20 protein-coding genes are annotated in these 22,804 nt (G+C 41.0%); 3 read left to right on the top strand and 17 right to left on the bottom strand.

The features are described from left to right. Positions 1 to 210: 210 nt before the first annotated feature. From JWR23_RS13390 to JWR23_RS13335, 12 genes are all read right to left on the bottom strand, one after another. Positions 211 to 648 (bottom strand): sigma factor-like helix-turn-helix DNA-binding protein, encoded by a 438-nt coding sequence (locus JWR23_RS13390; RefSeq protein WP_299516672.1) that lies wholly within the window; start codon positions 646 to 648, stop codon positions 211 to 213. A 146-nt stretch (positions 649 to 794) separates the two neighbouring features. Further along, positions 795 to 1,790 (bottom strand): NADP-dependent oxidoreductase, encoded by a 996-nt coding sequence (locus JWR23_RS13385; RefSeq protein ID WP_299516671.1) that lies wholly within the window; start codon positions 1,788 to 1,790, stop codon positions 795 to 797. 58 nt (positions 1,791 to 1,848) lie between these two features. Beyond that, positions 1,849 to 2,289 (bottom strand): MarR family winged helix-turn-helix transcriptional regulator, encoded by a 441-nt coding sequence (locus JWR23_RS13380; RefSeq protein WP_299516670.1) that lies wholly within the window; start codon positions 2,287 to 2,289, stop codon positions 1,849 to 1,851. Positions 2,290 to 2,887: 598 nt separating this feature from the next. After that, positions 2,888 to 6,148, bottom strand: coding sequence for an SNF2-related protein (locus tag JWR23_RS13375; RefSeq protein WP_299516669.1), 3,261 nt, complete (start codon positions 6,146 to 6,148; stop codon positions 2,888 to 2,890). Beyond that, positions 6,141 to 7,604 carry an EH signature domain-containing protein gene (locus JWR23_RS13370; RefSeq protein WP_299516668.1) on the bottom strand — a complete coding sequence of 488 codons (1,464 nt, stop codon included), beginning with the start codon at positions 7,602 to 7,604 and terminating at the stop codon, positions 6,141 to 6,143. The genes JWR23_RS13375 and JWR23_RS13370 overlap by 8 nt, the downstream gene beginning before the upstream one ends. Before the next feature lie 2 nt (positions 7,605 to 7,606). Next, positions 7,607 to 9,160 carry a MotA/TolQ/ExbB proton channel family protein gene (locus JWR23_RS13365; protein WP_299516667.1) on the bottom strand — a complete coding sequence of 518 codons (1,554 nt, stop codon included), beginning with the start codon at positions 9,158 to 9,160 and terminating at the stop codon, positions 7,607 to 7,609. Further along, positions 9,161 to 9,877 (bottom strand): OmpA family protein, encoded by a 717-nt coding sequence (locus JWR23_RS13360; RefSeq protein WP_299516666.1) that lies wholly within the window; start codon positions 9,875 to 9,877, stop codon positions 9,161 to 9,163. Positions 9,878 to 10,277: 400 nt separating this feature from the next. Then, a complete protein-coding gene (locus JWR23_RS13355; protein WP_299516665.1) occupies positions 10,278 to 11,183 on the bottom strand; it encodes a DUF5712 family protein in 906 nt (301 codons plus the stop codon). Positions 11,184 to 11,199: 16 nt separating this feature from the next. Next, positions 11,200 to 11,760: a BfmA/BtgA family mobilization protein gene (locus JWR23_RS13350; protein WP_299516664.1), complete on the bottom strand. Its 561-nt coding sequence runs from the start codon at positions 11,758 to 11,760 to the stop codon at positions 11,200 to 11,202. A 12-nt stretch (positions 11,761 to 11,772) separates the two neighbouring features. After that, entirely contained in the window at positions 11,773 to 12,081 is a 309-nt protein-coding gene (locus JWR23_RS13345; RefSeq protein ID WP_299516663.1) for a hypothetical protein, read from the bottom strand. 56 nt (positions 12,082 to 12,137) lie between these two features. Next, a complete protein-coding gene (locus JWR23_RS13340; RefSeq protein ID WP_299516662.1) occupies positions 12,138 to 12,455 on the bottom strand; it encodes a hypothetical protein in 318 nt (105 codons plus the stop codon). Continuing rightward, positions 12,452 to 12,718, bottom strand: coding sequence for a helix-turn-helix domain-containing protein (locus JWR23_RS13335; RefSeq protein ID WP_299516661.1), 267 nt, complete (start codon positions 12,716 to 12,718; stop codon positions 12,452 to 12,454). The genes JWR23_RS13340 and JWR23_RS13335 overlap by 4 nt, the downstream gene beginning before the upstream one ends. A 301-nt stretch (positions 12,719 to 13,019) precedes the next feature. On the opposite strand from JWR23_RS13335, the gene JWR23_RS13330 reads away from it, so the two are divergent. Further along, the gene (locus JWR23_RS13330) at positions 13,020 to 13,721 is read left to right on the top strand and encodes a hypothetical protein (protein WP_299516660.1); all 702 of its coding nucleotides are present in this window, start codon (positions 13,020 to 13,022) and stop codon (positions 13,719 to 13,721) included. A gap of 8 nt (positions 13,722 to 13,729) precedes the next feature. On the opposite strand, the gene JWR23_RS13325 is transcribed toward JWR23_RS13330, so the two are convergent. Further along, positions 13,730 to 14,281, bottom strand: coding sequence for an ORF6N domain-containing protein (locus tag JWR23_RS13325; RefSeq protein ID WP_299516659.1), 552 nt, complete (start codon positions 14,279 to 14,281; stop codon positions 13,730 to 13,732). Positions 14,282 to 14,373: 92 nt separating this feature from the next. Beyond that, positions 14,374 to 15,591, bottom strand: a complete 1,218-nt coding sequence (locus JWR23_RS13320) for a site-specific integrase (protein ID WP_299516658.1) — start codon at positions 15,589 to 15,591, stop codon at positions 14,374 to 14,376. A gap of 575 nt (positions 15,592 to 16,166) precedes the next feature. Between JWR23_RS13320 and JWR23_RS13315 the strand changes: the two genes are divergently transcribed. After that, complete coding sequence (locus tag JWR23_RS13315; RefSeq protein ID WP_299516657.1) at positions 16,167 to 16,418, top strand: hypothetical protein; 252 nt, start codon at positions 16,167 to 16,169, stop codon at positions 16,416 to 16,418. Between the two features lie 4 nt (positions 16,419 to 16,422). Further along, positions 16,423 to 17,334 carry an SOS response-associated peptidase gene (locus tag JWR23_RS13310; RefSeq protein WP_299516656.1) on the top strand — a complete coding sequence of 304 codons (912 nt, stop codon included), beginning with the start codon at positions 16,423 to 16,425 and terminating at the stop codon, positions 17,332 to 17,334. 18 nt (positions 17,335 to 17,352) lie between these two features. Here the strand turns inward: JWR23_RS13310 and JWR23_RS13305 are convergent, their stop codons facing one another. Genes JWR23_RS13305 through JWR23_RS13295 form a run of 3 tightly spaced genes read right to left on the bottom strand, consistent with a single transcriptional unit; the run spans position 17,353 to position 22,782 of the window. Further along, a complete protein-coding gene (locus JWR23_RS13305; protein ID WP_299516655.1) occupies positions 17,353 to 20,565 on the bottom strand; it encodes an error-prone DNA polymerase in 3,213 nt (1,070 codons plus the stop codon). Then, entirely contained in the window at positions 20,562 to 22,064 is a 1,503-nt protein-coding gene (locus tag JWR23_RS13300; RefSeq protein ID WP_299516654.1) for a DNA polymerase Y family protein, read from the bottom strand. The genes JWR23_RS13305 and JWR23_RS13300 overlap by 4 nt, the downstream gene beginning before the upstream one ends. After that, positions 22,057 to 22,782 carry an Error-prone repair protein ImuA gene (locus JWR23_RS13295; protein WP_299516653.1) on the bottom strand — a complete coding sequence of 242 codons (726 nt, stop codon included), beginning with the start codon at positions 22,780 to 22,782 and terminating at the stop codon, positions 22,057 to 22,059. Before JWR23_RS13295 ends, JWR23_RS13300 begins: the two co-directional genes overlap by 8 nt. Between the last annotated feature and the right edge of the window lie 22 nt (positions 22,783 to 22,804).

Below are 22,804 nucleotides of genomic sequence, written 5' to 3'. Positions count from 1 at the left end.
GATTTAATTTTTAAGCCGCCAAACACACTAAATGTCATTATAGTTAGTACGATCGGCGTAATGATGATGTAGAGCTTACTTTTTTAGATAGTTAATTTACTGATTTTAATTTAAAATTGTTTTTTTTAGTTTCTGCCTACCGGCCAAACCTGCAGGAGTTCCATGATGAATATTTAATTTCTATGACCAGATCTGAACGGAGAAATTAAATTATTCCATACTCATTAAACTGCTTAATTTCTTCCTTGCGCTTGTTAAAACCACCTGAGAACTGCAAGCTGAAATGTCCAGCAAACCGGCAATTTTTTCATGCTCATAACCCTCAATAACAAAAAGGTTAAAAACTATCCTGCAAAGGTCTGGTAATTGATGCAACATTTTAATGCCATTACTATAGGAAGAGCCGTCTTCTAAATTATAGGGGTTAGAATCCATATCGTCTGTTGTTAATTCAACTACCAAGGCAGGAAGTTGCTTTTTATCCAAATAATGTTTGATAGACGCCTGAACCATAAAATAGCGCAACCATTCTTCAAAAGCCGTAGTTTCTTTATAATCACTTAAATAGGTAAAAGCCGAATAAAAGCCCTTGTTATAATAATGGATGCCTCTTCCCTGTCGCTTGCATAACGTAATGCGATACTGCACGCGAAGCCATAAAAGGCTTTATATAATTTTTTCTGATGTTTTTTTTCGTTTCTTAAACATCCTTTTATCAAGTCCTGTAACACTGCCTTTTCCATTCACTTACATCTTTTTCAGAGGATTAACTGTTAGCAACCTATTCGTATGGTTTAATTAATTTTGACAATCATTTTGCCTTCATTCCTACCTGCAAAAAGCCCTATAAAAGCTTCAGGCAATTTATCGAAACCTTCTATAATTGTTTCTGAATAGGTAATTTTGCCGTCTTTTAACCATGCCACCAATTGGGCTATCACCTCGGGGAATCTGGCCGCATGATCACCTATCAAAAAACCTTGAATAGTCAGAAATTTATAGACGACGATAGGAAGAAGGCTCGGACCGGTTTGTTCTTCGATGTCATTGTAGTTGGATATTGTGCCGCAAACCGGGATCCGGCCATAGTTATTCATATTAGCGATCACCCCGTCGGAGATCGTTCCGCCAACATTGTCAAAGTAAATATCAACACCCTCCGGACACAGCTGCGCGATCGCGGCTTTCATATCAGGAGTAGTCTTATAATTTATAGCCTCATCATATCCGAATTTCGTTTTAAGGAGCACTATCTTTTCGTCCGTACTCACAATTCCAACTACCTTGCATCCCATAATTTTTCCAATTTGGCCTACTATTGTTCCCACGGCACCGGCTGCGCCTGACACCACCATTGTTTCGCCTTTTTTAGGTTTTCCGATGTCCATTAATGCAATGTATGCGGACAATCCGGTTATTCCTAAAACGCCTAAATAAGCGCTTAGCGAAGCAGTAGTCGAATCAATTTTTTGCAACTCATTCCCATCAGATACCTGGTACGCTACCCAGTTCAGATAACCGGAGACGTAGTCGCCTTTTTTGAAATTTTCATTATTCGATTCAATTACCTCAGCGATGATTTTTGATGCTACCGGCTCATTCAATTCAAATATGGGCGGATGAGTACCGTTCATTTTACCGCGCAGGTATGGATCTACTGAAACATAAACTGATTTCAAAAGAATTTCTCCTTCACGGTTAACCGGCATCAATTCTTCTTCGTTACTAAAGTCGGACAGTAACGGCATTCCAACCGGCCTGTTTTTTAAAGCTATTTTTCTGTTTTTCATATGACTGATTATTGATCCTTGGTATAATAATCCATGGGTTATAATTTTATAAAAAATTTTACTTCCTTATTTTGTCTAAAAGATCGTTGAGCAATTCTGCCTGCTCATCATTGACGCCATACTGAACTTTGTTAAAAAGTTCCCTTCCTTTTAATGCAACTTTCAATCCTTCAGGCGTGAGGTTAATATATACTACCCGCTGATCTGAAAGATCGCGGTCCTTCTTAATTAATCCTTTGTCCATTAGCTTATTTAACAATCTCGAAACATTCGGCATCCGATCAATTAGCCGCTCACGAATCAGATTAACCGTTGCCGTATGATTGGGCTGGCCCTTCAAGATTGCCAGGATGTTTAGCTGCTGCAGGGAAAGGCCAATGGGTTTGAGGGTAATTGCAATTTCGTTCAACAGCCAGTTAGCGGTAAAAATAAGGTTCATCCCTGCTTTATGCTGCGGTCTGTTAAACTGTTCCTGCTTAATCTCATCCTCAATTTTCATAATGCAAATATATATACCATGGATTATATATCATAGTAATTAAATGATAATTACAAAGTTTAGACATTGGGTTCATAACAGCTTTACTGCGAGATGATTTCGGCAGATAAATAAAAGAAAATTTAAATTGTATGGAATCTTGTATGTGAAAAAAGAAAATCCGCGAACTTTCGGTGAAGTTTCGCGGATTTCGCAGTTTTAATGTAGCCCGTAGGGGAATCGAACACGATTACTAACCTATTAGCTTACAATACTTTATATGGTTGCCGATGTACTACGCACCGAATTACTAACCACTTTTTGATGCAGATTATTTACAAATCTTACGATATAAAGATACGAAATACTGCATTACCATACAAATTTAATGACTGGATTTTAGTAAAACATTAGTGGCTAACCAGCCCCGCAAGCCATAGCGCGCACCTCCCCATATTTACCGCTTAAGCAACAAACAGCGCGAGCCGGGTAAAATGTCAAGGCCGGGCAAGCCAATAAAAAACAAAACACAACTGCCCGTTTATATAGCCTTTACTTTTTATCCCGGCGGTGGGCTATCTTCGCGGACGTGGTGAATATGGCATTTTTGAATATCCTGTTATATTCTCTGCATTCTTTGAGATTCATGCTTGTTAACATCTTGTATTGATATATCGTTTTTTGAAATTAGTTTGTCAAGTTGATTTCTCTTAATCAAATTAATGTGGTTTGTTCTTGCTAAGGTTTCGGCTGATGAACTAAAATCGCTATTTGAAATCACAAGTAGTTGAAACTTTTCCTTAAATTTGCTTTCATAATAATTTCTCGCTGTGTAAATTTCCTGAATAGCTTCGTTGCCTACTAAAGACTTTGTCTGTTTAGCTTGAAATAAATAATTTTCTCCATTCTTTAATGCCACCACATCAACTCCTTTATCGTTACTGTAAGGTGTCAAATAAACTTGGAAACCTTGTTTAGTATAAAGTGCTGCCACATAAGCCTCGAACAAATTTGGATTCAATTTATCAATTTGTTTAATAGTTAAAGGTGTCGGTTTACTTTCCGTATCAAATCCGAAAATATTAAATAGTTCGGCTGGTTTTACTTCTGCTTGCTCGGATGGAAATAAGGTATTCGTTGCCAGTGCCTTTTTTCTGATAAGTAAGTCATCTAATATTTCATCAAATGATTTTTGTCTTTTTCCATCTTCATCCCTCATTTCATCAGGGAATACTGCCATTGGATAATAAACATAGACATCCTTTCGCTGACCTATTCTGTATGCTCTATCGGTTGCTTGTTCTTCTTTAGCGGGATTCCAATGTCTTGTATAATGGATAATATGATTTGCTTCCGTTACATTTAAACCAACGCCTGCCGCCAATGGTGACATGATAATAACATTAAAACCGTCCCCGGCCTGAAAACGATCTATGGTCTGCTGCCTACTTAATTTTGTTTTACCTTCGGACTTCTTTGTGGTCGGCGTATCTCCATTTACAATGCTTGGAAAAACTCTAAAAGAATCATAAATAACTTTTTGCAACATCTTTTGAGTTTCCTTTCTATCGGCAAAAACTATTACTTTGTCAAGACGCGATTTAATGTCAGCCAAAAGTCCAATTACTATTTGAAGTTTTGCAGATGCGGCGATAAGTTCATCCGTCGAATAATTGCAAATTTGGCTTTCTACTAAAAAAGGATGGTCTGAAATGTCACGAATAGCCCAAAGTGATTTTAAGATTTGGTTTCGTTTGTCTAAACCCGATAAATCAGCATTCTTGGCTTGTTCAATTTCAATAATATAGCGTTCAAATTGCATCATAGGCATTTGCCTTTCGACCCTTATATTATCAAACTTAGTAGGCAAATCTTTTGCAACATCTTTTTTTAATCTTCTCTTGATAAAAACCCCAATCTTATCCCGTAGCCTTTCCGTAAGTTCCTTTACATCAGTTTCATCTTCCTTTAAAGGGTTCTGAAATTCTTTTGCAAAATCTTTTGCATTCCCTAATAATCCAGGAACAGAAAAATCCATGATGCACCAAAGGTCAATCAATGTATTTTCTACAGGTGTTCCCGTCATAGCAATTTTAAAATCGGCTTTCAACGCTTTGCTTACATTCGTTACTAATGTTCCTGGTGTTTTTATTTTTTGTGCTTCATCCAATGCCACAACTGCAAAATCCACAAGACATAGTGTCGCTTGAAAAGTCTTTAAGGTTTCATAGTTAGTAAGAATGATGTGCTTCCTCTGCAAATCTTTGGCTTCGCTTTGATTCTCCTTTTGATTAAATTCCCTTGTCAAATTATTTGAACCATAAAGATTGATCAATGGAAGACTTTGAGGTAAAAAGAACTTTTTATATTCGTTCTCCCAATTTTCAAGAAGTGATACGGGCGCAACTATTAAATAGGGTTTTAAATCATTATGATTTTGAGAATGCCATTCAATAAAATAGAGTAGTTGCAAGGTTTTACCTAAACCCATATCATCAGCAAGTAAGCACCCACAAAAATTTTCCTTTTGCAAAGTTTGCAACCAGGAAATACCTTCAATTTGATGCTCTTTTAAAGCTATGAATGAATTTAAATTCTTTATTTCTGAAAAACTATGATTGATACTCGCAAGTTGTTCGTAACCCTGGACGTACTCTGTTAATTCTGCATTTTCTTTTATGATTAAAACTTCTCCATCATTCTGCTTCTCTTTTTTTTGAGCTGGCTCCTTTTGATTTTCAAACTGTTTATAAGCAATGCGAATGAATTTTTCCGCATCATAAATTGGAATTTCTGTTCCTTGCCATTCAAAAAATTCTTTTCCGCTGGTTTGAGCAATTTGTTTTTCTGTAACAAATTCATCTAAATCAAAAGGCGTTTTAAAAATTATTCTTTTTTCGCCATAAACTTTGTCTTTGATAATAATTCCGGGAATCCATTCTGATTTGTATGGACAGACAAAGGGGTAAAACTTAGGTGTATAAATACCAATTTCTTTTACCCGTTCGCTGTAAAAAACGGTAAAGTCGATATTTTCATCATCAAAAAACCGTTCAGGATGTTCAACTATTTCTTGTATTACTATTGGGTCTGTTACTCTTCTGTTTGCTTTTATTTTTTGAAGTTCTACCTTTTGCTTTTCATCAATAATAACTCGCGTAGTTCCCCCTGTACTGTCAACTACCGGATAAACTTCTCTTATGCTTGGAAATTTATCAAACACATTTGTAAATCCAATTGAGTTTTCAATATCAATAGTTGGAATTATTTCAAGTGCGCCATTAATGAATTCTACTTCAATTTTGATTTTATCAGGATGATAAACGTTTTGACTTTCCAAATATCCATCTAAATAACTTGCCGCTGTTTTAGAAAATGACTTGATGTCTGAGAAACATTTTAAATTATTTTGAAATGTCCTTTCTACTTCTGTCAGAGAGTTAAATTCTTCAAGGGCTTCGCATATTAAATACTGATTTGTTGATAGTAAGTAATCCCTTTTATCTATCTTAATAATTGCGCCCGCCCGATTGACGGCAAATCGGGTGCCGTTTGGAGTGAAATCATAAAAACCAAATTTAAACTTGAAACTACTTTGGTTTAATTGCCCCTCTGACTGAATATAAATCTCATATGGGTAATGATTGGGTAAACAGAGAATCTGTTTGTCAATCTCATCAAGTCTTAGAATTTCAATTATATCAACCTCGCATGTGTACAATGTGTGCTCCGCAAATCCGTTGTCGGATAACTCATTCAGGATTGAAAATTGTGATAAGTATTCAGATTGAATTGTCTCCCAACCAGAAACAGGGATTTTTTTTCCATCCTTGTCAAGAATAAAAAAAGAAAAAGTGTCTTGGTGATTCCAGCTAAACATCTGCTTCTAAATATTTCTTAATCCACCAGTCAAAAACTGATTCCCAATTAAGAGTTGAACCATCTTCAAAGTTCCCGTCACTATGGGATAAACGTCCCTCTGGACGTGAATCTTCTATACTTGCGAACTTTCTTTTAGTAAGCATAGGCATCGTACCATCAACAAATTCGTCAACTTGCTTTATTTTTCTTGTTTCATAATCACTAATTAGCCTATGACTATCTTTCAAAGCATAAAAAGCATAATTGGAAACACTAAATTCAATAAGAACATAATCTTTCATTCGCATAATGAAGGCACTTGCCTCACGGTTACTTTCAGTAACTCTAAATCGCGCATTGACATACTCTGAAATTCTTTCATCCCTTAAAAGTGTATTTCTAACAGATCTCGGCCCCACAATTGTAAATCCAGTTATTTGTTTGCTAAACTTTTTCCAATAGTTTTTTCTTCTCGGTTCTTTAATAAGATCAAAGAATACAGTTATAAATTCTCGTGTTATCCATTCGTTGAGAATGCTACGGCCTTTTTTCAAGTCTTCTATTTCATTGGCTGCCGCGTTTTCAAATGCAGCCCATGTTGAAACATTTCCGGGATCACCAACTAATTTGAAAGCGATGCTTTTTGCCTTGTCTTGCAAGATTGCAAATTCCTGTTTATTACATTGTTGAATTATTCTACTTACTAATATTTTATTTGCCCTTGTTCCTTTAACCGAATTGCTGTGGATTTCTAAAGCAATGTTCAGTTCGTCCAAAGAATTTCCTAAATCATTTTTCTTTTTTTCATAGTATGAAAGAATTACACGCGTAAAATATGGGTAAGAGTACCAGCTGTCAGGAAGTGATAAATACTTTGTAGCTTCTTTTACTTGAATATTTTTGATCGCAAGTTCACTGCCTAAAAGCACGTCACCATTTTTTCCATCAAAGAACTTTATGTTTGCTTTCAATGATTTTAAGGCCGTTCGGCCGCCATCGTACTGGCTCAACTTTTCAAAAATATATTTTCCGAGTTTTTCTAAAGGGCCGTTGTATTTTGAATCCCAATTTTTAAGATAGCAATCAATTAATCCAATCAAATAAGAATCTTTCCAACTGGCTTCCAATGTTTCAAAAACAAAATCAAGTTCATAATCATTGCTAAAAATTGGTGGATTATTGTATTCAGAATGAGATAAGGAATAAGTAAGGGTTCTTAATTCACGTCTTTCAAAATATTTAATCGTCAATTTCTCGCCTTTTACTATTTGTTTAAATTTTTTAAAGACCTGTGGAATAAATGTTTCACCACTAAATTTGAAGGCAGTTTCTCCCACTTTGTCGGTGATCATTTTTAATTTTCCAATTCTAAGATCATACAATTGAGAACTGCTTGTAGAAAAAGTATTCTTCGCTGCCTGTTGGAAAGATACAGGCGAAAAATTGAAGTTCAATATTTCATTTGCTGTTTCCATTACTAATTTACCCTTCCATTAAATTTGCTCAATTGTTCGGTAAGTTCTTCCAAAATATCTTCTTGTTTAGACGTTGCACCTGCAAGCGATTCTGCCGTCTTAGTGAGCGCATCAGTGTATTTTCCTAAGTAGTTTTCCAAACTTTCACCAACTGTATCTCTGTATTCATTTAATCCAATTTGAATTTGATTAAAGATACTTTGCAAACCTTTTTCAATGACCGTAAACTTTTGAGCATAGTCGGCTGAAACTTCCTTCGCAGTAGAAAGTGATTTTTGAATTTCCTGTATTGTCTCCGAATTACTCTTTAAAAATTCATTTGAATACTGCGAAAATTTAAATTGACCATCCTTAAATACACTGGATGAATTATTTACATTTTCTGAAATCAATCTAAGTTGCCCTGCAGCTGAATTTAATTCACTTTGAACGAAACTAAATTTGGAAATTGTTTCTGTCACCTCAATTGATAAACCATTCATCTTTTCGATACTCATATTAAAAGCATTGAGTAACTTGTCTGAAATGTGCAGATTTTCCGACTGCTTGTTCATCAAAACCTCTTGCCCAACTTGAAGATCACCCACTTTATTTTTTAAAATCTCGCTCATTTCTTCAACTTGCCTTTTCATCTGCTCGGTTGATTCCGCCGATTGTGAAAGTGTTTGTTTTGAAATCTGTCGAACAACTTCCTGCAATCCTTTGAAATTCTCATTTAGGTTGTCCGTCATGCCTTGAAGTTTCATAGGAAAGTCTGTAAGCGAGCCGCCGGCCTGGCTTAGTAATTTTGTAAGATGCTCGAGTTCCGATTTAGTTGAGCCGCTCATTGATGTTTTAAATTCATCAATCATGGTCCCCATTGCGGTTTGAAGTTCTTTCACCACATTTTGGGTCATTTCTGTTGTTGGATCTTGCAATTTTTTTCCCAAATTTTCAATCTCGGCCTTTACAGCTTGCAGTTCTGGAATTACACCGTTTTGAATCTGGTTACTCATAATAGTGTCAAATCCAGCTTCGATTTTGGTTGATAGGTCTGTTGAAAATGATTGAAGGGCTATGGATTGTTTTCTTGATTCCTCATATAAATCTCTAAAAACATTAGCAGGTTTTATTTTATTATTATTTTCATCTATATAAATAAAGCTTTCACCAAGGTTATCTTTAAGTTCGGCGACTAATTCTATCAATTTATAAACCGCAATGGTTTCCTCACTTGATTTGCCCTTTTCATTTTTCCATATTTTATAAGAGGTTAACTTAGCAAATACGATTGAACCGATAATTCCGAAAATTGAGGCAATGAAAGCTGATTTAAGACCATTTAGAAGTGCAGGAATACTCTTCTCAATGTTATTAACGTCGAATAACCAAAGACCATAGGCAATCCCTATAAAAGTCCCTAAAATGCCAATAGTCGGAAATATTTGTGGAATAGAGTCAAAAATATACGGGTTTATATCATTGGGTCTTTTTTTAGCACGAATTAAATAGTAAACACTAAAAATGAACCATCCCATTAATAAACAATAGGGTAAAATTTCAATGATCTCTTTCATTTATTCTTTCATTTTTTTTATAGCTTGTTGAATAATTTCGTCGCTGGTTGTCACAATCCTAAATTCTACCCGTCTCGATTGATCATTGTCAATAGCTTTTTTTGAAAAGATTGTAAGATTGTCTTCGGAATCGACAGTTCTTCCGTAAGATAGTCCATTTGCTGTTATCCAATATTGTAAAATCTCTTTTTTACTGTTTTCCAATTTTGAAAAACAATCCTGGGTTCTCAAATATGCTATAACATTTCTTGCTCTGTTTTGAGACAACTCCATATTGTCAATATAAGGGTCAGAATTTCTTTTTATGGCTTTTGTATTTGTGTGACCTTCAATTCTAATTTCAGCAATTTTGTCTTTGTATTTATCTTGCATTACGACACTTAAGTACTTTGGAAGAAACTCAGATAGAACACTTTGAAAGTAGGGTGTTATTTCAGAACTGCCCTCGCCAAATAAAACTTGTGGGTTAGTAAATTTTATTGAAAGGTCTTTATCAAGCTTAAGGTTCCATCTTTTAAAATCATTCTTGAAAGTTCTGTATAGTTCGTTATACAATCCTTTTTTCGTTTCTTCATATTCCTTAAAAATTTTATTTTGATCATTTTGCTTCCTTTTAATAACAACCATATAAGAAATAGCCATAAAAAGAAACATAATCATTAGTACCGTCATCAGGTCGGCAAGTGGTATCCAGTGACTATCTTTTTTTGTCGCCATTCTTTAAAGAAGCCAAAAAGTTAATAAGACAAGATGTTTGTCTCTGGGTGAATCTATTGCTACATTAAGGGAAGTCTGATCTTGGGATTCGATCAGTTCTATAGGCTTTTTTTTTCGCAATTTAACTTGATTGCTAATATTGTGATGCATTGTATGGTTGGTTGTGACGAATATTAAAGTCTTCTAACTTCAAAGATAAATAATATTAACTCATCGTTTCGTCTTATCTTTTTTTATAAAAAAACTTAATGTCAGGCAAAGCAGGTATGTTATGAGCGCAGCGAATTTCATTCCTGCCAGGGCAGCGAGGCTGGCGGCGTAATGGAACCCGGCGCAAAGCGCGTGGTGTAATGGAGCTGCCTGCCGCAGTTGCATCGGGTGTTGAAATTTAACAGGATCATTACAAACCCATACCCCGGCTTTGCTCATGCTCCTGTTTTTTCCTCTTAGGAATAATCGGCCCGGAATCATTCTCGGGGCCTCCTCTTAAAAAATCTTTCAAAAGTGAATTACCATCCTGATGAATTGATTGTCTTTCAAACCGTTGCTGCCGTTGTTCTTGCTCCCGGCTTTGCTTTTCTTTGATTTCGAGTCTCTGCTCGTAATTGCCATGCTTTAAGGTATTGGCATATTTAAAGGTTTCTTTGAGTTCACGCTCATAGCTAAATGTTTTATCAAACCGATTTTCCGCACTTTGCTTGAATGCGGTGCGGTCAAACTGGCCTACCTTTAGGCTGTGCGCCTGGTTTTTACCCCTGGAATTATTCAGGGGACTAAGTTTTAAGTTGTTGCTGGCATCTTTCCGGCTGACAATAATTTGAACGTGCATCTGTTGCCCCGGTTTCTGATCGCCTTTTTTTGCATGGCCGTTTTTTACTTCTTCATCTTTGTAGGTATAGTAACGGTGGTTTTCCAGCTTGCCAAAATATACCAGGTCTTTATTGCTGTTAATATTGTTCCGCTTAAAATTCAGGGCGTAATCATTCATCACCTGGTTAGCGTATTGTTTCAATTGCTGTTTGGCCCCATCTTCACCGTACTGCTCTTTCAAATAGCTGATTTCCTTTTCACTCGGGCTAATATTGATTAGAAAGAACTTAGTTTCATCTTTAGATAGCTTGGCGATATTATTGTCAATGGTATATCTCACATCATAAGGCTGTATATTGTTTCCCTCCTGGTTAAACCAGTATTCCGGCTGATTTAGCTTTTCGGCAACACGGTTTTCTTTTTCCAAATAAGTAACAAGCTGCCCGCTACTGCCTTTATTGTTACCCGTCTCGTTTTGTGTGATGTTGATATACATTGGTATAGCTATTATGTTATAAGTTCTTTACCTGCTGCCGTACATGGCTGGTAAGTTCATCTTTGTCGGTTTGCTTCTTGAATACATTTAATTGCTCCCGGCTTTTAATATAGTATTCCAGAATTTCAGAAAATTTTGTTTTTAGTGAGTTCTTATCGTATTGAGCGTGATCTAATTTTTTAAGAAATCCAACTATTTCACTAATGTTGGTTGACTGGGTTTTAGAAGCAGCTTTTTGTTCGTCGTTGTGCTTAATGATATTTTCATTAAAAAAGTCAATTATCTTTTTCTGCGCACTAATCATTCTTTCGCCGTCTTTCTTTATTGGCCTTAATAATTCTTCTTCCTGGGTTTTTATAAATCCTATGATGTTATCGGTCTTTTTATTGAGCTCTTTTTTAAGCACTTCATCATTGAGATCCCGTGGGTCTTTCTTGGACTTAAAAAAATAATCTACCATCGCGATAAAGAAATCCAACTTAGTCAGCCCGGATTTAAGGGCGACCTTTTGCAATTTCTCATCCACACTTATAGAAAATCTTAGCGTTTTTATCTTATTCCTTCCCTGTTCTTCCATTATCTTCTATTTCTAAATTTTAAAACCTAACATACCGCCGGGTATGTTAAAATCGGCCTTTAAACGCGTTAGCGGGGGGCAAAACATACCGTCGGTATGTTGTAAACGGCCTTGCCCCGCAGGGCAAGCGGAAAAAGTCGGGTGCGCCCGACTTCCGCTTGCTCCCCCCGCTTTCGCGGTTGGACATTTGCATTTTAGAAAAAATGCACCTGCAATTACTTCAAAATGGGTTTTAGCAGGGTTTAACGGAGTTTTGGTATTACCAAAACTCCCTGAATACTTGCATTTATATGTTCCTCTTTTTATTAAATGGCCTTTCATATATTGGTATAACTAAATAGCTGTTTATATAGATAGGGGGTTATATTGGTATAGCGTTATCCCGATATTAAGGCTTCCGGCCAATACGCCATGCTGCCTAACTTCGGGTGGTAGCTTGGCTGGTAACGGATATACCCGTACTCGTCCAGTTCCCTGATGCACTTGTGATAGGTGGCTACGGATGCAATCCTGCTATACCCCATTAACTCCTGGCGATTGAAAGAAAATGGGCTAACAAAGCCGCCACGCTGCCAGCATACAAATAGCGCGGTAAACAAACTGATATGTGTTGCATAAAGGCGCTGGTCTTTACCCATGCGCCGGATCAGTTTGCCATAACCTGATAATTCGGGGGTGAATAGTTGCACTTTCATTGCTGGCCTCCCTCTAAAAGTTTATGGATGTCTTCCAATTTGTAATACATCATGCCGCCTATCTTGGTATAGCGTAGTGTGCCATTGATCCGCAGGTTTTGCAGGGTGCCCGGTGAAATGTTTAATAGCTTTCTTACTTCGCTGCTTTTCAGCCATTGTTTACTTTGCCCTTGTCCGGGCTGTATCATGGCTTTAATTTCATTGAGCAAATCACTTTTGAATGCCTTTAAATCTTCTTTGGTAATTAATTCGATTGCTGTCATTAGTTAATGGGTTAAACCGTTAATAAATATGTTATCCCTTTGCCTGTTCAGGCAATGGTTTGGTTATTCAAAAAATTGAGTGAATGGGCTGGTGGTAGTTTTGAAAAGACTAAGGTAGATATTTGTTTTGTTAATTTAAAATATATCAAAACAATTTATATCTTTGTGTCCTTGTTTGGGGAATAGTTCAAATTTGATTTGACTATTTTTGATAGGATTTATCATATAGAAAATGTGCTTGTTAATAAACAAAGCGCATCAATTACAACCAAAAGGCATCAAAATAAATTATTTAAAAAAAGTGTATAAAATCACCTATAAAACTTATTTGAATGAGCGGCTTAAAAAAGTGGACTTTCACGGGCAGCTTACCCATCCTTTATATGTACAGGTTACCTTTGAAAGAAAGACTATCTTTTTTAAAAGCTATTATTTCGAGTTGTTTTCTAAACCCCGGTACTTTTTAATCGTACCGGGTGCTGGTTCTAAAGGGCCGTCTTTGGAGCAAGTTATTGAAAAGGAAACCGAGGTGGTTAATTTTATCTTAGATAAGTTTAAGGATGATTTTTCCTTAGAGAAATTTAAAACCGCCTACGCCTATTATAGTAAAGACCTTTGCGATATAACCGAAAAGGGGTTTATTGATTACCTATATACTTACTTTTGGGATAAAGGGTCGCCACATATAGGGGATTTGATTAAATGGGGTGGCAGTCATGTAATAGCCTATGATCTGATAAAGGATTTTAAAAGGACCTTCAATAAGGCTTTGTATGATGAACTGGTAGAAAATTCATTTTACTATGCACCGCCTTATTTACCAATTTACGGCTATATGCAGCAAACTAAACGCTGGCCTATGCTCATCCTGCCGGTACATGAATGGTCAAGGCCGGAAACGCAAGCTGCTTTCCGGGAATATGTAGGTGTTTATTATAAGGGGATGGGTACCGAAGAACTGGTGACAAAGGTTAACAGGTGGCCGGATTATTTGAAAATGTAGTTTAGCATTTACAAGTCATCTGATTTATAACCAATCCTTTTTCGTGGGATGGGGTCTCGTTTTTGTTCAACGATGGTATCGACTTTCGTTGCTAATTCCTCAAAGTATTGAAAAACTATCTCCATGTTTTTATCCTGATTGTTAAGCCTGTTTTTTATTTTTTCTACTTGCAACCAAATTTCTGTATGGTCGGCTAATGTTTCCCGAAGTTTTACAAAAACATCAATGATCCTGATACTGACTTTTACAGCACTTTCGCTTTTTAATACATTGGATAACATTAATATGCCATGTTCACTAAAAACGAAGCTAAGATATTTGGAGTGTTCCCCATGTCTTAAGGTCGCATTTTGCGACCTTAAGATTTCGTTTTCTTCCTTAGTAATTTCAAACATATAATGGCTGGGGAACCTATTGATGTTTCTTTTTACCTGCTCTTTTAATCGTTTGGTTTCTACACCGTATAATTCGGCCAAATCAGTATCCAGCATAACTTTCTGCCCCCTTATCAGGTATATTTTATTGGTTATTACCTCATCGGGTATAAGTTGATCCTTCATAATCGTTATTTAAAATTTTGTTGCCTATCAATTTGTTATGCTGTGGATTAAATCTTAAGGTCGCATTTTGCGACCTTAAGATTTGGTCTATATTAAACAAGGGCGTATTTCTTTTTTAGCTGTGCCATATCATTACTGACTTTCAAATCTAATACTTTAGCGTAATGTTGGGTTGTCTTAATATTGGTATGCCCTAACATTTTGCTGACGGTTTCAATCGGTACATTATTGGATAATGTAACTGTGGTAGCGAAAGTATGCCGTGCTAAGTGAAAGGTTAAGTGTTTAACAATATCGGATAAGTCTGCTATTTCTTTCAAATAGGCGTTCATCTTTTGATTGCTTAATACCGGGAGAAGCAACCCTTTATTTTCACATTGCGGATGATCCTGGTATCTGTCTAAGATTTCTAAGGCAACAGGCAAAATAGGTATCCGTGAAGATGTATCTGTTTTTTGGCGGCTGGTAAATATCCATTTTTCGCCATCCATCCCGATAGCTATTTCACTACGCTTTAGCTTTTTAACATCGGCGTATGATAAGCCTGTGTAACAGCAAAAAACAAAAATATCCCGTACCTGCTGTAAACGTTCAACGCTTAATTTTTTGTTGGCGATGCTATCAAGTTCCTGCTGTGTCAAATAAGTGCGCTCTTTTGCTTTTGCCGTTGATTTATAATTTACAAAAGGATTAATCGTTAGCCAACTATTAGCTATACAATGATTGACAATCTTTTTAAGATGCTTAATGTATTTAGCGGCTGATACGCCACTACATTTGCATTCAGCTTTTAGGTAAAATTCAAACCCGGTAATAAAGGCATAATCTAATTGACTTATCTCTATATCAGTTTTTCCGTATTCTTTTTGCAAAAAAGCAGTGAGGTGTTTTTCAGAGGTGTTATAACCTTTAAGGGTATTGGCCTCAAAACCATTTCCTATCAATGCCTTTACTTTTGCGTTATGCTCCGTAAATAACTGCATCAGATAGCGGCTCTTTTCTGCCTTTCCATTGAATTGGTTTTGCAAACTTTCTGTAGTGATGCATTGCTTGGTATCAATCAGGACTTGGTGTGCGTCTCTAACTTTGGTTTGCAGACTGTCCAGATAGTTGTTCAATGCCCTGGTTTCTTCTTTTGTGCCGATAGCCCGCCCTGCCTGGCTGTTCCATTTGCCGGGGTCACATTCACGCCCGGCGGACATATCCGCGCGTTTACCATTAACGGTGATACGCATGTAGATAGCCATAGGGCCACCTTTGAAATTTTTTTGCTTTCTCAGGTAAAAAAGCAGATGGAAATTACTTTTCATAATTACAAGCTTAAAAGTTAAACAAAAGTAAGTTTGTAGCCTGCCTTTATCAAGATGTTCACTCGCTGAACAGGTTGATAATCAATTAATTAAAAGCAATTCGGTGCGTAGTGTTTTGCCATGTGGTACGCACCGAATTACGCTCATTTTTGTTGCGTTTTGGTGCATAATATGGTGTTTTGATGCCAACAAAAAACCCTGCAAACTTTTGATTTGCAGGGTTTTAGCACCTTTTGGTATTGTTTTCCGTAGCCCGTAGGGGAATATTTTTATATTTTCAACTAATTGTTTATCAATAACTTAAAAGGTTTCTAATTAAGTACTCACCGAATTACGTCCCTTTTTTTTGTTGAAGATTAATAGCAAATCTTATGATGCAAATATAACAAAAATATCTTTTTGCAAGGATTGGGTGTTGCTTTTAGTTAGCTATAGCATATTCCCGCCCGTCTTCCCTCAGGCGGATCTCAGCGCAATGCACCGGGTAACTATGTCCTATCTTGTATTCCAACGTTCTAAGATAATGAAAAATGCCGCGACTTGACGCAACAAAAGGATTTGCCTAACTTTAACTAATGTTTGAAGATAACGCCGTTTTTGAGATCGATTATGAGGGGAAGGCTGTCCGCGTCAGCGAACATTACATCGGTGAGCAACGGGTGTTCAATGTCGATCTGCCACTGCGCGGCAAGGCATTGATCTTGACAGTGACGGAAGGCCCGAAAGGGAAATTCTGGACCTCGGTGCCGCAGGGGCGCCAGGCGGATGCCGAAAAGGTTGGCCCTTTAATTGCGTGGTATTTTAAGGACAAGAAAAATAAAGCATAAGCATATGTGTTATTACAACGGGCAGAAAGTGACCAGGGCGGAGTTTATTAAATTGAAGTCGCTGGAGAAAGCGGTCAGCAAGTATGACTTCTTAAATGTGGGTGTGCATAATGGTTTTAACTATGCGCCCTGTGCCATACTTGTTCCAACGGAAGATGGCAAGGACTTCGACATCGTGCAGGCCGAATGGGGCTATGTACCGGGCTTTATCAAAACGCGCGCAGAAGCTAATATCTTCAGGGCAAAATATACGACGCTTAACTTTAAGTCAGAGAACCTGTTTACCAAGGAGGATGGTAAACGTTCGATGTGGGCCGATGCGGCCAAAAACCGCCGCTGCCTGGTCCTCTCTACTGGTATTGTTGAATCACGGCATATCCCCAAAATTGGCAAGAAGGGGCGGGAGCTGAAAGAAACGATCAAATATCCTTATAACGTACAGGTCAAAAACCAGGAGTATTTTTACATGCCGGGCCTATACAATGAGTGGCTGGACCCCGAGACCACCCAGTTCGTGAATACCGTTGCTATTGGTATAACCAAAGCCAACTACCTCATGAAACAGATTCATAATAGCAAGCTGCGCATGCCGACGATATTAACGGAAGATCTTGCCTGGGAATGGCTCATGGAGAAACCAAGCGAAGAAAGGTTGCAGCTCATCGCGCGGACGCAGATTCCTTCCCGCTTATTGGAATATTGTACAATTGATCCTGATTACCGTAAAGCACTGGAGGCAACGCCGCGTGACTTCGATGAGCTACCAGCGCTGAATACTTCCTATTTATACCGTGAGGAACTGGAATTCGATCACTGGCCTGCGCCGGAATTCGAGCCCGAACCGCCGGAAGAGCAAGGAGTTATGGGCGAGCAAACTGTGATATCCGGACGTCCGGGAAACCTGTCACTTTTCTAAGTCCTTGTGTTGCAATTTTTATTTAAAATTCCTGCTTTTCGGGAACGGCTTTTTCAAATCTTCCGCGCTTAAAACATTTTCGAAATACGCGTCGGCGTAAGGGTCGATCTTTTTTGCTGCTGTTGTGTTTTTAAGGCGGCGGGCTTGCGCAGCCATATCAGGAGTGAGCATGCCGAGGAGCCGTGAATAATCGTAGCATTTCGTAACGATCAAGTGGGTGGTTTCTCCTTCCTGCTGCACCCGGCCTTCCACGCAGAGCAGGTCAGAATACAATATTTCTTTGGTGTATTTCTTAAAGTTCTGTTTAAAGACAACGAGGTTACAGGTATCCTCCTCATCCTCCAGCGTAATAAAGCATACGCCTTTGGCAGTGCCTGGTCGCTGGCAAAACAGCATTATCCCGGCAAGGCGGACGTACTGCCCGTTCTTAGCTTTCTTAACATGTGTGGTGCTAAGGGCACTCAGCTTTTCCAGTTGCGCCCGGAGGAAACTCATGGGATGGGCTTTGATTGACAGTCCTGTGGTAGCATAATCCTGTAGTACATGCTCTGACAGTTGCATAAAGGGTAGCTGAAGCTGCGATTCAAATTCGCTGTTCGAGGCTTTCCCGGCAAAGAGCCCGATAGGCCTATCCTTTAGCGCTTCGGCTTCCCATAAGGCTTGCCTGCGGTCAAGGCCGATGGAGCGGAACGCGTCAGCTTTGGCAAGCAGGACAATACCCGCCTGGCTTACACCTGCATCCGCGAGCTGGTGGATGTGGGTAAAGTATTTAATCCTTGCTGCGGTAAGAAAATGGGCGTCTTCCTCCCTTAGCCCCTTAACCTGGCGGAAGCCGAGGCGAAGCGCACAGAATTTTCCACTTGCTTCTTCCAGCGTATAATCCCATTCGGAATGATTGATGTCGATATTGCGCATCGACACACCATGCTTATAAGCATCTCTCACCAACTGCGCGGGCTGGTAAAAACCCATTGGCTGGCTGTTAAGGATCGCAGCAGCGAACACATCCGGATAATAACATTTGATCCAGCAGGACACATATACCAAATGGGCAAAGCTGATGGCGTGACTTTCTGGAAATCCGTAACTGCCGAACCCTTCAAGCTGCTTAAAAATCCGTTCAGCAAATTCCCGGCTATAATTTCGGGCGATCATGCCATTGATCAGTTTATGCTCGAACTTGGTGACCAGTCCGTTGAACTTAAAAGTCGCCATGCTTCTGCGCAGCAAGTCCGCTTCCGTTGGCGTAAAACCGGCAGCCACGATGGCGAGTTCCATCGCTTGCTCCTGGAAAAGCGGGATGCCAAGCGTACGTTCCAAAATGGCTTTGATCTCTTCAGATTCATAAGTAACCGGTTCAAGGCCCTGCCTTCTTCTGATATACGGGTGTACCATGTCACCCTGTATCGGGCCGGGGCGGACAAGCGCAACCTGTATCGCCAGGTCATAAAAGTTTTTTGGCCGCAGTTGCGGCGCCATCACCATCTGCGCGCGGCTTTCTACCTGGAAGGTTCCTATGGTATCGGCCAGCGTGACCATCTCAAATACTTTCGGATCATCCTGCGGGATGTTGGCCAGCGTCAGGTCAAGCCCGTGATGCTTTTTGGCCAGATCAAAAGCCTTGCGGATACAGGTGAGCATTCCTAACGAAAGCAGGTCGACCTTCATAAATCCCAGCGCGTCGATGTCATCCTTGTTCCATTCGATATTGGTACGGTTGAACATCCGGGCGTGAAAGATCGGGCAGAGATCGCTGAGTTTGCCTTGTGTGATCACAAAACCACCGGTGTGCTGGCCGAGTTGCCGCGGAAAACCGATCAGCTGGCTGGTCAGCTCAATAACTTTTCGCAGGTGCCGCTCGCGGGGATTAAGGCTGAGCTTAAGCATCGTTTCTTCGTCGATATGTTCGTCAGCCAATTCCCCGAACGCTTTGGATAATTTTTTGACGGTATCGACCTGTAGCCCCATGGCGCGGCCAACATCCTGGATTGCGCCCTTGCTTTGCAAGACGGTTACGGTTGGTAGAATGGCAGCGCGGTCACGGCCAAAGCGGTTGAAAACATATTGCATTACTTCTTCGCGGCGCTCATGCTCGAAATCGACATCAATATCAGGTGGTTCCGGCCGGTCATCGGACATAAAGCGCGAAAAAAGCAGCCGGTATTTCATCGGGTTCACGGGGGTGATCCCTAAACAGTAGCACATGGCCGAGTTAGCGGCCGAGCCACGGCCCTGGCAGAGAATCTTTTGCGAGCGCGCCCAGGCCACATAATCATGTACCGTCAGGAAGTACTTGGCATGGCCTCTTCGCTTGACAAAGTCTAGTTCAAACCGGAGTTGCTTTTCGAGCTTGGGCGCTAGCTTTTCGCCGAAGAATTCATGTGCTCCTTTAAAAGTAACTTCTGCCAGGTAATCATCAGCGGTCATGCCATCAGGTACCAGTTCATCGGGGTATTCGTACTGCAGGCTTTTCAGATCAAAGTTACAGGCATCTGCGATCTTTTGGGTGTTGGCGATGGCCTCTGGGTAATGGTTAAAGAGCCGTTCCATCTCCTCAGCCGGTTTCAAATAGCGTTCAGCGTTCTGATGCAGCAGGTAACCCGCGTTGAATATGGTGCGCTTCGCTCTTACGCAAGTGAGCACATCCTGCAACTCCCGACGCGAAGGATCGTGATAATGCACGTTATTGGTGGCGACCAGTGGGACATTTAATTCAGATAACAAGAAAAGTCGCTTCGCGTCGCCATCGGCAAAAGTCCGGCTGGCGGCGAGATAGAGGTTATTGAAATTCTGCCGGTACTCCGCGACATCCGCTTTGAATTTCTGGGGCAGCTCAAAATCTCCGGTAATGCTATCGGGTGGGACGATCACGAATATACTGCCTTCGGCATGTTCGTGAACATCCTGCTTGTATAGGAAACATTTTTCTTTTTCAGCCCGCAAATTACCAATGGTAAGCAGACCCGATAGCCGCGAATAGGCGGCCTGATCAGTAGGATAAGCCAGCAGGCTTGGCCCGTCGAGCAGGTCCAGCCGGACGGCGGGAATGAATTTGATGCCACGGTCTTTGGCGACCACATAGGCGCGCACCACACCGGCAAAGGTGTTGCGGTCGGTCAGCGCAATAGCGGTGTAGCCGAGATCAGCGGCCGTATCGACCAGTTCTTCCGGGTGACTACCGCCAAGCCTGAAGCTGAAATTGCTGGTAACCTGTAACTCTGCGTAATTCATGCGAAATAACCATGTATGAACCAGCGCCGGGTCTGGCCTGGCAGCTCGTTCGGTGTTCCGAATAGCCAGTAACGCATGCCTTCCTCATCCTCGGCCATATAGTAATCGCGGTAACCGCCGTCTTCGGTCCACCATTCGTGACTGATGCGTTCAGGGCCATCGGCGGAAACGATGATGTGGCGTTGGTTGCGGTAAACAAATTGCCTGGGTGCATAATCAGGTGTGAGCGCCATGGCCTCGATAGGCTCCGGCGGATCGAGTAATTGGGTAGGGCGGATATGATCATCGCGCCATTCGCTGGCAGGAATCTCGGTCAGGTCGGCGGTATTGGCGGCTGCCCGTTCCGGCCAGTGATGTTCCTTGGGCAGGTAACGGTGGATGTTTACGTTACCCACCCTCGCCGCGATGTTATCCAGCAATTCAGCGACCTGTTCGCTATCCGCTGTGGGTTTTCCGTTCCATAACATGCTTTGCTTGTCGCTCGCAGGTTCGGTTTTCAGCGCATCCAAAATGAATAATTCTATACCGAGACCCGGAGCGACCTGGTCAAGCTGTAATTCAAAAAGTTTAAAGATATGATCGGTGCGCTGGCTCGGATGGTTGGTGCCGATTGCCAATTGGTAGGATTTTCCGTCGATCCGGCAATAGGTCAACACCGCGCTGCGCAGGCCAAGCCCTTCGCCATATAGGCGTTTGCATAATTGATCGATCAGCGTATGAACAGCCCGTTCTATGGCCGGACGGATGGTGACCGGTTCCAGCAGCGAAATACGCTCACTATAAGGAACGGGTTCTTTCAGCGGCAAAAGAAATTCGGCTTCCTGCCCAAGCGCCTGATATAGGCGCAGGATCATATTACCGCCGAACCGGCGCTTAAGCACTGATTTGGGCAGGTGGATAAAGCTGCTGACCTGGTAAAAGCCAAGTTGGTTCAGTTTGATCAGCAGGTCGGTGCCGAGTCTTAGCGATGCCGGTGGCAGGGGCATCAGCGCGTTCCGCTGGCCACCGGGCGGAACATTCAGGCCATTTTCGGCGCAACGGGCAACTGCCCAGGCGCAGCCGATAGTGTCTGCCATGCCCGGTCTGATCGTGTAACCAAGTGCACGGAGACGGCTGACCATATCTTTCAGGTATTCGGTTTCTCCGCCTTTCAAATGGGTGCAGCCCGTAACGTCTAGCAGCAGGCCATCCGGCAGGTCGACCATTACTAATGGGGTATAGCGCAGGCACCATTCCGCCATTCCCTTTAACAGTTTCACATTCCGGCCCGGTTTGTTTTCAAAGAGCTGTATTCCCGGCGCAATGACCCGCGCATCAGCGGCAGCTATCCCCGGCTTAACGCCGCATTGTTCGGCGTTGACATTCATCGCGATAACCAGCAGCCGCCCATGATCCGGCTCGGTAAAGGCCACAGGCAGATCCCTGAGCGACTTTTGGCGGATCGCCTCCCGGTCGGTCAGTAAATAACGGAACCATATCGATACAAAACGCTTAGGCATATCGTTGCATTTTTTCCGTTTGAACCTGTTCAGTAACCACCGTAAATTGCTTGTTTTTCCATTCCAGCGTCCAGGAACCGGGATGCCCGTTCCTGACTTTCAGGAGGTCGACCTGCCAGCGCGGGTGCCCTACGCCCGGCATACCCGGACGGAGTTTACTGCGCAAGGGCTTGACCGTCCAGCGTGCGGCGCAGGCAGAGGTGGTTATATGCTTAACATCTTTCCGCACAATAAAACCGGTGACATGGCTTTGCTCGACGGCTAGCTGCAAACGGCGGGATTCCATGAAGCTGAGTAGCCGCGTTTCGCAGATGACGGCAGCGATGCCATTGCATTTCAGGGCTTCTTCGGTGACCCAGAGCACGTCCTTTTCACGCTGCACGTCAATAAAAATGATGCGGTCGGGATTAACTCCGAACCGTTTTAGTGCCGGGGGATAAATACGGCGCGTATAGCTCACCCAAACACAAACACCTCCACCTGCAAGCAGCGTTTGCATGATACCGGCAATAAAGCTGCTGATTGCCGCCGTAAATTCCGGGCGTGTGCTGATAAATTCATGCAGCGCCCCGGTTGGAAAAGTTTGGTTCGGAAAGGCGTTTTCGATGACACCCAGCCCGAATTCCTGTCGCTCGCCGGGCGGCAGGGGCCGGAAGCCTTCCCAGCCCATCAGGTCTTGTCGCAGCCTGTCGATCATCTCTTCTTTTGTCGCTTCCATATCCATTCAGTTTTGGGACTAT

This window comes from Mucilaginibacter sp., assembly GCF_028288205.1.
GTDB lineage: Bacteria > Bacteroidota > Bacteroidia > Sphingobacteriales > Sphingobacteriaceae > Mucilaginibacter.
The sequence above is the reverse complement of the archived record's forward strand: the minus strand, read 5'-3'. Positions and strand labels throughout refer to the sequence as shown.